The following is a 12405-nucleotide window of genomic DNA, read 5'->3' on the forward strand; positions in this document are numbered from 1 at the left end:
ATATAGATCACTATATATCAATATATTACATTTATATTTGTAGATTAAAAAAAAGAGTTTTTTTATTCATTGTAGTTCATTTGTAGGGTATAATAATTAGGAATTTGCACATACAACCTATTACTTAGCGATGTGAAAAACAATTATTAACCTTAAAATTTATTCACATGAGTAAAAAGAATTATTTCAAGGAAAGAATCATGCTATTGATTCTACTCTTTGCTTTTATGACTCCTTTCGGTACATTAGCACAGACGATTCAACTGACTGGTCTGGTTACCGATGCTGCCAACGAACCTATTATTGGTGCCAGTGTAGTAGAGAAAGGTACAACCAACGGGGTCATCACAGACTTTGACGGTAACTTTGCATTAAGCGTATCCCCCAAAGCCACTATTATTATTTCTTATGTGGGCTATGCAACACAAGAAGTCCCTGTAAACGGAAAGACCAACATCCGGGTGACTTTGAAAGAAGATACTGAGATGCTGGATGAAGTTGTAGTGGTGGGCTATGGGACCATGAAGAAAAGTGATATGACCGGTGCTATTTCCTCAGTAGATGTAGACGATTTGGTAAAGCGCACCACAACCAACCCTGCAGAAGCATTGCAAGGTAAGATTGCAGGTGTAAACATTATGAAGGCTGGTGGTAATGCCGGTGCAGGTGTGCAGGTTAAAATCCGTGGTGTCAAAACGTTTGGTGACAATCAACCTCTTTATATCATTGATGGTTTTCCCGGTGATATTGAAAATGTGAATCCGCAAGATATTCAGTCAATGGAAGTACTGAAAGATGGTGCAGCCGCTGCCATCTATGGTTCGGTTGCTGCAAATGGTGTCATTATCGTAACTACCAAAAACGGTAAAAAGGGTGACATGAAAATTGATTTCAGCACTTATGTAAGCTTTACAAACGTAGCCAAAAAGCTGGAACTGCTAAATGCCGAAGAATACAAAAGTGTTCATAAACAAATGTATCAGAACTACATGAACCAGTATCCAGATGATACAGAGGTTACTATGCCCGCATTTGTAAATAAAAACACAGGAATAGATACAGACTGGCAGGATGCCATGCTAAGAGGTGGTGTTTCACAAAACTATATGTTCAGTATCCGTGGCGGTTCTGAAAATGCTCAATATTCACTTTCATATAACCATGCTGACGAAAAAGGTATTTTCTTAGGTAACAATTACCGTCAAGATAATGCACGTTTGAAACTCCACATGAGCAAATATATATTTGATATTGATGCTAACATCGCTTTCAAATTTACGGATAGCAAACAACCCGAATATTCCATTAAAGAAATGTACATGATTTCTCCGCTTGTTCCTATCTATGATGATACAAGAGAGTATGGCTTCGGCTTAAGTGACTTTGACGATCTGCCCAGTAACCGTAATGTTATGGCTGACCAGCATTATGAAAAATCTACCGACAAAAAATATCATACCACAGCCAATGTTGCCTTGACCATGAACTTCACCCCATGGCTGAATTTCAAGACAAGCTATGCATACAGAGGTGAGCACCAACGTCAGACTTATCATACTCCGGCCTATGTTGCCGACCCAAAAGCCAAACGTGACTATCCTTATCATAGCGAAACCACAGGATACTGGGAGGAACATGTATGGGAAAATGTATTAAGTTTTAATAAGACATTTGGAAAACACAACGTCAATGCAATGGCAGGTACTTCCATGACTGCCCGCAAATATACATGGAATTCTGTTGGGGTAGAAGGTAAAACCACTGTTTATAAAGTAGAAGACGGAAAATTGGTAACCAGTGAAATTCCAGGCGGATTTCTTGATCCATCTTTCTCAACTGTAGGTGCAGGAGCAGGTGGCACATTTGATGGTAGCGGAACAAAATGGAAATATAACCGCGCCTCTTTCTTCGGCCGACTGAACTATAATTATAATGACCGCTACCTGGTACAGGCAACTGTACGTTATGACGGTTCATCCAAGTTTGGTAAAGACAACCGTTGGGGTTGCTTCCCATCAGTGGCATTAGGCTGGAGAATCAGTCAGGAAGAATTCTTCCCGAAAGACATTGCATTGAATAATTTGAAGTTCCGTGTCAGTTGGGGACGTTTGGGTAATGAAAATGCTTTGGGATATTATGACTTCCTTGCGCTGATTAGTACATACAATGAAATGTATCAAGGATACGTGAAAGGCAACGGTGATAACGCATGGGCAGGAAGCATCGCTCGCGGATTGGAAAACCGTTCTTTGAAATGGGAAACAACGGATACCAAAAATATTGGTTTCGATTTCGGCTTCTTTAACAGCAAATTAACCGGTACATTAAACTACTACTATAACCAAACAGAAGATCTGTTGATAACAAAAGTTCTACCTCCTTCAGCAGGTATGACTAACCCCACCCTGAATGTCGGAAAGATACGCAATACCGGTTTCGAACTTGAATTAAACTGGGGAGATGCTATAAAAGACTTTGATTACAATATCGGTTTCAATATGAGTACCACCAAAAATAAAGTGGTTGAATTGTCAGATGCAGACCAAGTTCTTCAGGGTGAAGGATTGAAATATGGAACGGAGCATTTCCCGACAGAAACCAGAGTGGGCAAACCTATCGGTGCATTCTATCTTTATAGAACAGACGGTATCTTCCAAAGTATGGATGAAGTAAATGCCCATGTAAACAAGGATGGACAATTATTACAGCCTAATGCCCAACCGGGTGATATCCGTTTTAAAGATTTAGATGGTAATGGAAGCATAGACGCCGGTGACAAAGAATACTGTGGCTCAGGTATCCCGACATTGGAAGCGAACTTAAATCTGTCATTCGGCTATAAAGGATTTGACCTTTCAATCGTACTTGGCAGCGCATGGAACTTCAAATTGTATAACGGAAACAAATATTTCTATGAAGGTATGAACTCTAAATCAAATATGCTGAAGTCTACATTGAATGCATGGACTCCTGACAATAGAAATACGGATGTTCCCCGCGCAGTATATCAAGATCCGAACGGCAACATGAAAGAATCAGACAGATTCCTTGAAAACGGTGATTTTGTCCGTCTGCGTCAGGCACAGTTAGGTTATACTTTGCCCAAATCACTCATGCAGAAATTCTATATTGAGAAACTGCGTTTCTATGTAAGTGGTGAAAACTTGTTCACTATCACAGGCTATGATGGTATAGATCCTGAATTCTCTCGTGCCAGTGTGTTGAATACCGGTGTTGATAAATTGATTTATCCGTTTACCCGTTCATTCACCGTTGGAGCTCAACTTACATTCTAATCCTTTAAAGTAATAAGAAAATGAAGAAACTATTATACATAGCAAGTATCTGCATTGCAAGTTTATTTAGCGCTTGTGACGATTATCTCACGGTAGAATCTCCTGACCAGTTGACATCAAGCAGTTTTTGGCGTAACCAGTCTGATGCTGAAGCCGGACTTGCCGCCGCATACTCCCAACTTTACCTGATGACTTATTCGGGTGACATGTGGTCTTTCCCGGAAATCAAATGGCCGGTAGAAGCCTATCGTGAAGATATTATCCAATTAGGAAGCGATGCTCTGAATTACCCGAACTGGGTGGAATTAGGCAACTATACCTACACCAATGGTAACTCTCAGTTCAGTTATTACTGGCAATGCTACTATAAAGGCATCAGTTTTGCTAATCAGGTAATTGAAAAAACCGCAGAAATACCCGATGAGAATATAGACGCAGCAACACGCGAACAATTGGTCAATGAAGGCTACTTTATCCGCGCTTATTACCACATGCAACTTTTATTGAACTGGAAAGAAATCATAGTTCGTGATAAATATATCACTGACCCGACTGAATTAAGCAAGCCCCTTTCTTCCCGTGAGGATGCATGGAATTTCATCATTGAAGACTTGAAACGTGCAACCAGTCTGCCTGCAACACGTGACGCTGATAATGTAGGCCGTGCCACAAGCGGTTCTGCTTATGCATATCTTGGTTTCGCCTATCTGACACGCGCCTATGAAGAGGCAACCAACAAAGACTCTTATCTGGCCAGTGCTATAGAAGCATTCAACCAAGTAAAAGGATATGAACTGGTTAATAATTTCAGCACTATGTTCAGCGGGGATAATAAGAACAGTAAAGAATCGATTTTTGAAATTCAATTCTCTATGAGTTCTGCAAACGGAGCTACTTATCGTACTCAGTTCCATCGATGGATCGGTGTTTCCGAACTTGGGGGATGGGATGAGATTCTTCCCAGTCAAACATTGATTAGTGAATTCAAAAAAGAAGGGGAAACGGCTACTACAGGACGTTATGACTCGCGTATGTATGCAACATTATTTTTTAATTGTGACTATTATAACGATGGTAACGGACGTGTCTATGGCTACGACTATAATGACTGGTTCGACAACAAAGAACGCGTAGCCTTCCGTAAATTCATGCCTTCGACCTATGAAGGTTTAAACCAAAACTATTCTGCGATCAATGTTCCTTTGATGCGTTATGCCAACGTACTGTTAATGAAAGCCGAAGCATTGAATGAACAGGGACATCCCGAACAAGCTATTCCTTTAATCAATGAAGTAAGAAGCGTTCACGGGGATATGCCACCCATGACAGGTACTTCTCAAGAAGCAGTCCGCGCGCAAATTGAACACGAGCGCATGATTGAATTCCCTCTTGAGAACTATCGTTGGTATGATCTCCGCCGTTGGGGCAAACTGTCCTCAGCCCTGCAAGCTGCCGGAAGAACAGGCTTCAATGAAGACAAAAACTCATTCTACCCCACTCCTCTTACAGAGCTGAATGCTAATGATGCCTTAAAATAAGTATTTTCTTTTTTGGTTAGATATAATTAGGCAACAAGGCGGTTTTCGCTACAGTGATACCGCCTTGTAATCTAAAAATGAAGTATCTTTGCCTATAAATAAAACGACATAGATATGTTTACAATTATTGGATTAATGCTCACGGGAATGCTCCTCGGCTTCCTGCTTCGCAAGCAGAAGCTTTCAGGAATACACAAAGTCATCACCGTTCTTATTTGGTTGCTACTCTTTTTATTGGGTATAGATGTAGGCGGCAATCAGAAAATTATCAATGGTCTGCACACTATAGGGTTGGAAGCCATTGTCATCACCTTGGCAGCAGTGCTGGGCAGTGTTACAGCAGCATGGGCTTTATGGTATGTACTTTACAAAAGAAATAAGGAGGGACAAGTATGAAAGGAAGTTTGATTATCGTCGGATTCTTTGTACTGGGAGCTCTTTGTGGGGTATATCACCTTATTCCATACGACTTTACACAAAGTAAGCTAAGTTTCTACGCCTTGTGTGCGTTAATGTTCAGTGTAGGAGTCAGTGTAGGTAATGATCCGCAGACTTTACGTAATTTCCGTTCATTAAACCCCCGCCTGATCTTTCTACCGGTCATGACCATATTGGGAACACTGGCAGGATGCGCAGTGGTCAGTCTGTTTCTCTCGCACCGCTCAGTAACAGACTGTATGGCAGTAGGTGCCGGTTTCGGCTATTACTCTCTATCCAGTATCTTTATTACAGAATATAAAGGTCCGGAGTTGGGAACCATTGCATTATTATCCAATATCACACGTGAGATTATCACTTTGCTTTTTGCCCCGTTGCTAGTACGCTGGTTTGGCAATCTGGCCCCTATTTCTGCCGGAGGAGCCACTACGATGGATACAACATTACCCATCATCACCCGCTATTCCGGTCAAAGCTTCGTAGTAGTTTCTATATTTCACGGCTTTGTAGTAGACTTCAGCGTACCTTTTCTTGTGACTCTTTTCTGTTCTATTTAAAATAACAATAACCATGAAACACTCTCTTCATACTGTTCTTACACTGTTGTTTGTTTGTGCTTCCGCCTGGGGTGAAAATGTGCCCTGGCAGAATCCACAAATAAATGAAATAAACCGTGAACCTGCCCATGCCCATTTCATTCCTTATACGAATGAGGCCAATGCACTGAAACAACAGGCTTTACCTGCCGCCCAGCGTTTTGCAGTAAACCCTGCTACAGAACGCCGCATTTCACTAGACGGAACCTGGAAGTTCTTATTCTCTAAAAACAATGAGGAATGCCCGACAGATTTTTATAAAATGGGGTATAACACCAAACGCTGGAAAGACATACAGGTTCCGGGAAGCTGGGAACTGCAAGGATTTGACTCCCCCATCTATACTGACGTAGCTTACCCCTTCCCTGCCAATCCGCCTCATGTTCCAACCGATTACAATCCGGTAGGAGCATACGTACGTGAATTTACCGTACCGGCCCATTGGAAAGGAATGGATATATTCCTTGATTTTGAAGGAGTTGAGTCCGCTTTTTATTGCTGGGTAAACGGTGAATTGGCAGGATACAGTGAAGACAGCCGTCTTCCGGCTCATTTCAATATTACTCCGTTCTTAAAAGCCGGGAAGAACAAACTGGCCGTTAAAGTTTTCCGTTATAGTGACGGTTCCTACCTGGAGGATCAGGATTACTGGAAATATAGCGGTATTGAACGCGATGTATATCTCTATGCCCGTCCTCAAAGCCGTGTACAAGACTTCAAACTGGTAGCCGGTCTGACAAATGGTTATAAAGACGGAGATTTTAATCTGGATATCACACTCCACAAGCCTCATCCGGGAGGAACCGTGGAAGTGAAGGTTATGGACAAAGGCAATGTAATTTACCAGCATAAAAAGGAAATAACTTCTGCTACAGATACTTTATTCGCTCAGAAACACTTGTTCCCGGCCATATTGCCTTGGAATGCCGAAACACCCAATCTTTATACATTGGTAGTCAGCACCTACGATGCTCAAGGAAAAGCCTTGGAATCATTCACACAGCCTTTCGGTTTCCGTTCTGTGGAAATGCGTAACGGCATGCAACTGATAAATGGGGTAGCCGTATTGTTTAAAGGAGTAAACCGCCATGAACACGATCCGCATCATGGTCGTACCATCACCGTAGAGAGCATGATAAAAGACATTCAGTTGATGAAACAATTCAACCTGAATGCTGTACGCACTTGCCATTACCCCAACCGCTATGAATGGTATGCATTGTGTAACGAATACGGTTTGTATCTGGTAGATGAAGCAAACATTGAAAGCCATGGTATGCAGGCGCATAAAGATGGCACACTGGCTAATAATCCCGATTGGGAAGTACCGTTTATGCAACGCATGAGCCGCATGGTGCTGAGGGACCGCAATATCACTGCCATTGTCACTTGGTCAATGGGAAATGAGTCCGGCTACGGAAAACACTTTGAAACGTTATATGACTGGACCAAGAAGTTCGATCCTACCCGCCCTGTACAATATGAAGGAGGTGGTTATGATGCCAAATCTGACATTTATTGTCCGATGTATGCACGTGTCTGGGCGCTCCGCCGCCATGTAAACCAACGCGACGCACGCCCGATGATTCTATGTGAATATGCCCACGCCATGGGTAACAGTGTAGGTAACCTGCAAGACTATTGGGATTTGATTTATAAATATGACCAGTTGCAAGGTGGTTTCATATGGGACTGGGTAGATGCTACTTTTGATATCAAAGACAAGAACGGAAACAAGATTTGGGCTTACGGAGGCGATATGGGCTTCGTGGGTGTTCCTAATGACTCCAACTTCTGTGCCAACGGATTGGTAGCTGCCGACCGTTCACTTCATCCGCACATCTGGGAAGTGAAAAAAGTATATCAATATATTCATTTTGAGCCGGTTGCCTTTACCACCAAGCAAATTAAAGTGACTAACTGGCATGATTTTATCGGTTTGGAAGATTACAAACTACACTGGACTGTAGAAACAGACGGAAAAGCTGTACAAAGCGGTGAAATGGATTTCCCGGTTATGGCCGCCCGTTCTTCTGCCTTCATCACTATCCCGATGAACTTGATTCCTAACGATGGAAAAGAATACTTCCTGAAATTGGAAGCATTTACCAAAAAGGAAGCCCCATTAGTTCCGAAGGGACATCAGGTAGCCATGGAGCAATGGCAACTGAATCCGGAAGGAGAACGGCTGCTGAATGCTACATGGACTGCCCGGGAACTAGTAGACAAAACTGTAAATACCGAACGTACTCCGGATGCCATTACTTTGACAGGAGAGAACTTCCGTATCGCATTCTCTACTGCTGATGGTGAAATGACAGAACTCTTATATAACGGGAAGAATCTGATAAAAGAAGGATTGCAACCCAATTTCTGGCGTGCATTGACCGACAATGATGTTGCCAACAACCACCTGGAGCGTTGCGGCATCTGGAAATTTGCAGGTAAAAACGCCCAATTGCAAAGCATCGACCTGAAAGAAGATTCAAACAAACAACTGGCAACCGTTACTGTAAATTATAAGCTGGAAGCACAAGAATCAACTTTGCAGACCGTCTATCAAGTACGACCCAATGGAGCAGTCAAAGTAAGTATGCACTTTGTACCCGGCAACAAATCCCTTCCTGAAATGCCACGTCTGGGTATGCGTATGATTCTTCCGGCAGAATACGATGTGATGACCTGGCTGGGCCGCGGACCACAAGAAAACTATGCAGACCGCAAGACGGGTTATCCTATCGGGCTCTATACCGCTACAGTATGGGAACAATTCCATCCGTATGTCCGTGCACAGGAAACCGGCAACAAAACCGATGTACGATGGGTAGCCTTGCGCAATAAAGCAGGAGAAGGCCTGTTAATCACAGGTGAAGAACCGCTGAATGTCAGTGCATGGAATTTTCCGTTGGAAGATATTGATTATGTGGCATTCAATACCGAACGCCGTCATGGTGGAAGTATTATGAAGAAAGACATGATATGGTTAAACATCGACCACCGTCATATGGGGGTAGGTGGAGATAATACCTGGGGAGCGCAAGTACATCCGGAATATACCATCACTCCGCACGAATGGCAATACAGCTTTACCATGCAACCTTTGAGCAATCAAGACGATGCCGCTGAAAAAGCGCATAAGAAATGGTTTTAAAATAATAACGAAATGACATGAAATATAAATTTACCAAAATCATTCTTCTCACAGCAGTAGTCGCAGGTCTCACAACGGCCTGCACACCTGCCGGTGAGAACACCCCCACAGGCAAAAGATATGAATTCAATAACATACTGGATATAGCCTATACCCCCGATACACTGACACGTTGCGGGGGATGGTTTACAGACGCCGGTTCCTGGATGGGATTTACCCTTCCGCAAAAAGATCACTGGGTGAACGGTTTCTGCGGTCCGTTCAGTCTGGACATGAACCGGCGCCAATGGATGGCGCAATCCGCTGTCACCGTAGGTTATAACGATGATGCAAATGCAGTATTCACTCCGGACTCCACTTGTTATTTCCCGGGAGAGTTATATCTTTCGGCAAGTTCAGAGGAAGGTAAAATCATTCAACGCTTGAATTTTTTAGATGCTTCTACCGCATTGCTCCGCATTCACTCCGATGCAGGAAAGGAACTCTCCTTAACTGCCAGCCAATGGGGAAAAGAGATACAAGTCCAAACAGACCAGAATACCGTCATCGCCCGTCATCCCTCCGGTGAGATTGTAGCATTAACTTTTACCCCGGATGTTAGCGTAAAGGGCACTGACAATAATTACCAGGCAAAAATCAATGGCAGCGAACACGACACCTACGTAGCCATTTCTTTCTATACCGGAGAAAAAGAACTTTCTGCCGGATTACAGAAAGCACAATTGGCTCTAAGCAATCCGCAGGAAGGGCTCAAAGCCAACAAAGAACGCTGGGAAGGTTATCTCACCAAGATTCTGCGCAAAGATATGAAACCTGAGTATGACCGTATCGCCGTGAAAGCAGTTGTTACACTTATCAGCAACTGGCGTACCCACCGTGGCGGATTGCTCCACGAAGGAATTGTTCCGAGTCATGCCGCATACTACTTCGTAGGATTCTGGGCTTGGGACACCTGGCGTTTCTCTGCCGCCCTGGCAAAATTCGATCCTGAACTTGCCAAAGACAACATCCGCGCCATGTTTGACTACCAGCAACCGGACGGCATGATTATAGACTGCATCTACACCGATCCTGCCGAGAACAATGCACGCGACAGCAAACCTCCTCTCGTATCCTGGGCTGTAGACGAAATATTCACCCATACCAATGATACGGCATTCATCAGCGAAATGTATCCGCAATTGATGGCATACTACAAATGGTGGTACAACAAGCGTGACCATAACCGCAACGGTATGTGTGAATACGGTTCCACCGATGGTACACTGGAAGCGGCAGCATGGGAAAGCGGCATGGATAACGCCATCCGTTTCGATGATGCCAAGATGCTGAAAAATGACGGTGCGGAGGATGCATGGAGCATGGATCAGGAAAGTGTTGACCTGAATGCCTATCTGGCTTTGGAATGCAAGTTATTGAAAAAGTTCGCCGGTATTTTGGGAGTAACTTTCGATGGTCCGGATTACAGCAGCCAGGTAGCCGATTATTTCTTCGACAAAGAAAAAGGTTTCTTCTTCGATCGCCGCTTAAAAGACGGAAGCTTCATACAGGAACCGGGATGCGAAGCATACACCCCCTTATGGACAAAAGTTGCCACGGCCGATCAGGTAAAAGCCATGCTGCCCCTGCTGACCGATACAGCCAAGTTCTCTACATACATTCCCTTCCCCACAGTGGCAGCAGACAATCCGAAGTACAATCCTCGTGGCTACTGGCGCGGTCCTATCTGGTTGGACCAGACTTACTTCGCTATCCGCGGCCTGCGCAATTATGGATATAACAAGATGGCGGATGAATACACCCTCCAGGTATTCGACCGTCTGCAAGGCTTGAAAGAAGGCGCACCGATACATGAAAACTATGGCACACACACCGGTGAATTGTTAAAAGCTCCCCATTTCAGTTGGAGTTCGTCACATTTGCTGATGTTATATGATGATTATGGCAAATAAACTCTCTCTTTTTACCTTAATATAAATAATACAATACCAAGGAGGGCTGCACTCGTGATGAATGCGGCCCCCTGCTTTTACAGCCATCAAAACTTATGAAAAATAGATTCAGTGAATATTTATTCCTAACTTTGCGACATTAAATAACAATAACCATAATGATTAGAAAAATTAAAGTTACAGATTATCCACGCTTGATGGAAATTTGGGAAAGTGCTGTATTGAGTACGCATGATTTTCTTAAAGAGGAAGATTTTATATATTACAAGGGACAACTTCCGGTATATTTCCAGTATGTCAATCTATTCGGATTTGAACAAGAAGGAATCTTAATCGGGTTTATGGGAATTGCAGAAGGAAATCTTGAAATGCTATTTATTGACAACAATTATCGAGGCACAGGAGTAGGGAAAAAATTAATTACTTATGCCATCGATAATTTACAAGTAACAAAAGTCGATGTGAATGAGCAGAATATTCAAGCTGTCGGCTTTTATAAACATATAGGATTTAACATATATAAAAGGTCAGATTTGGATGGAGAAGGTAAAGCATATCCTATTTTACACATGCAATTGTAACACCCGAATAAAATTCACCGTAATGAAAGAACCTCAAAATGGCAAAGTTTAAGGTAACAACAGCCAACGGTTTCAACCGGGAATTTACTTAAACCCTCATCTATCATATATCATGTTACAGGTGTAAGATTATATATCTTCCGGCTGCAACATGATATATCCTTCAGCCTATACATCCGTATGTGTTCACACTTCACAACAGGAAACTTCAAAACATCTGCCCCTTTTTTAAAAACAACAGGACATATTAAAAAAACATCAAGAGCTTTTATTAATACGTCCCGTTGTTTCTCCTGTTTCTTTATATACACATAGCAAAACACTTATTTTTCCTTCAGAAGTTTCAGCCTCTCCGCAAACGCTTTGTTCATCGGCATTCCGGCTGAAGAATTGATACCTCGAAATCTTTCAGACTGAAAAAAAATCCTTCAGCGTGCCCAATGGCCGGAAGGTGAAAAGCACGCAGGTACATAGGGAAAACTCCGAAGATGCCGGAAAGTACACAGCCATAGCTGAAAAAACGTATATGCCGGCTGAAAGAATAAATACCCGGCTGAAGAATTTTAAAAGCCAATCCTTCAGCCGGAAATCCCATGAACAGGGAGTTTGCGGAGAGGCTGAAACTTCTGAAGGATTTTTGGGGCAATTCTTCGGGAGGGGCATATTTTCTACCGGAAGAGAAATATGCCCACAGAAAAGAACATAAAAAGACGCAAGAAACCGGGATGCCTGATATCTTGTTACAAGATGCGGCAAATCTTGTGAGAAGTTTCTCCCAATCTTGTGGGAAGTTCCGCTGATTCTTGTTATACAAAAAAAAGCCTGCCATTAATATAATGTTTATCAATGGCAG

Annotated in this window: 8 protein-coding genes; 7 read left to right on the forward strand and 1 reads right to left on the reverse strand. The window is 42.8% G+C overall.

Features of this window, described 5'->3' with window-relative positions; translation table 11 throughout:
• Positions 1–167 precede the first annotated feature (167 nt).
• The 7 genes from RE317_RS10445 to RE317_RS10475 all read left to right on the forward strand — a co-directional run bounded on the left by RE317_RS10445 (position 168) and on the right by RE317_RS10475 (position 11552).
• Positions 168–3296, forward strand: coding sequence for a TonB-dependent receptor (locus tag RE317_RS10445; RefSeq protein ID WP_005849656.1), 3129 nt, complete (start codon positions 168–170; stop codon positions 3294–3296).
• Positions 3297–3316: 20 nt separating this feature from the next.
• Positions 3317–4834, forward strand: coding sequence for a RagB/SusD family nutrient uptake outer membrane protein (locus tag RE317_RS10450; protein ID WP_008668521.1), 1518 nt, complete (start codon positions 3317–3319; stop codon positions 4832–4834).
• Between the two features lie 114 nt (positions 4835–4948).
• On the forward strand, positions 4949–5230 hold the full coding sequence (locus RE317_RS10455; RefSeq protein ID WP_005838878.1) for a LysO family transporter: 282 nt from the start codon (positions 4949–4951) through the stop codon (positions 5228–5230).
• Entirely contained in the window at positions 5227–5829 is a 603-nt protein-coding gene (locus RE317_RS10460) for a lysine exporter LysO family protein (RefSeq protein ID WP_005838876.1), read from the forward strand. Before RE317_RS10455 ends, RE317_RS10460 begins: the two co-directional genes overlap by 4 nt.
• 13 nt (positions 5830–5842) lie before the next feature.
• Positions 5843–9019: a glycoside hydrolase family 2 TIM barrel-domain containing protein gene (locus RE317_RS10465; protein ID WP_008668522.1), complete on the forward strand. Its 3177-nt coding sequence runs from the start codon at positions 5843–5845 to the stop codon at positions 9017–9019.
• 17 nt (positions 9020–9036) lie between these two features.
• Positions 9037–10971 (forward strand): trehalase family glycosidase, encoded by a 1935-nt coding sequence (locus RE317_RS10470; RefSeq protein WP_008668523.1) that lies wholly within the window; start codon positions 9037–9039, stop codon positions 10969–10971.
• Between the two features lie 158 nt (positions 10972–11129).
• On the forward strand, positions 11130–11552 hold the full coding sequence (locus RE317_RS10475) for a GNAT family N-acetyltransferase (protein WP_008668524.1): 423 nt from the start codon (positions 11130–11132) through the stop codon (positions 11550–11552).
• A 367-nt stretch (positions 11553–11919) separates the two neighbouring features.
• Here the strand turns inward: RE317_RS10475 and RE317_RS10480 are convergent, their stop codons facing one another.
• A complete protein-coding gene (locus RE317_RS10480) occupies positions 11920–12381 on the reverse strand; it encodes a hypothetical protein (protein WP_229532033.1) in 462 nt (153 codons plus the stop codon).
• Between the last annotated feature and the right edge of the window lie 24 nt (positions 12382–12405).

Origin of the sequence: Phocaeicola sp. GP0067 (genome assembly GCF_031119655.1) — a bacterium.
Classification (GTDB): domain Bacteria; phylum Bacteroidota; class Bacteroidia; order Bacteroidales; family Bacteroidaceae; genus Phocaeicola; species Phocaeicola vulgatus.

Bases quoted from the DNA above. Each gene is read 5' to 3' on its own strand.
- RE317_RS10445 (WP_005849656.1), top strand. From the start codon at position 168: ATGAGTAAAAAGAATTATTTCAAGGAAAGAATCATGCTATTGATTCTA.
- RE317_RS10450 (WP_008668521.1), top strand. From the start codon at position 3,317: ATGAAGAAACTATTATACATAGCAAGTATCTGCATTGCAAGTTTATTT.
- RE317_RS10455 (WP_005838878.1), top strand. From the start codon at position 4,949: ATGTTTACAATTATTGGATTAATGCTCACGGGAATGCTCCTCGGCTTC.
- RE317_RS10460 (WP_005838876.1), top strand. From the start codon at position 5,227: ATGAAAGGAAGTTTGATTATCGTCGGATTCTTTGTACTGGGAGCTCTT.
- RE317_RS10465 (WP_008668522.1), top strand. From the start codon at position 5,843: ATGAAACACTCTCTTCATACTGTTCTTACACTGTTGTTTGTTTGTGCT.
- RE317_RS10470 (WP_008668523.1), top strand. From the start codon at position 9,037: ATGAAATATAAATTTACCAAAATCATTCTTCTCACAGCAGTAGTCGCA.
- RE317_RS10475 (WP_008668524.1), top strand. From the start codon at position 11,130: ATGATTAGAAAAATTAAAGTTACAGATTATCCACGCTTGATGGAAATT.
- RE317_RS10480 (WP_229532033.1), bottom strand. From the start codon at position 12,381: ATGGCAGGCTTTTTTTTGTATAACAAGAATCAGCGGAACTTCCCACAA.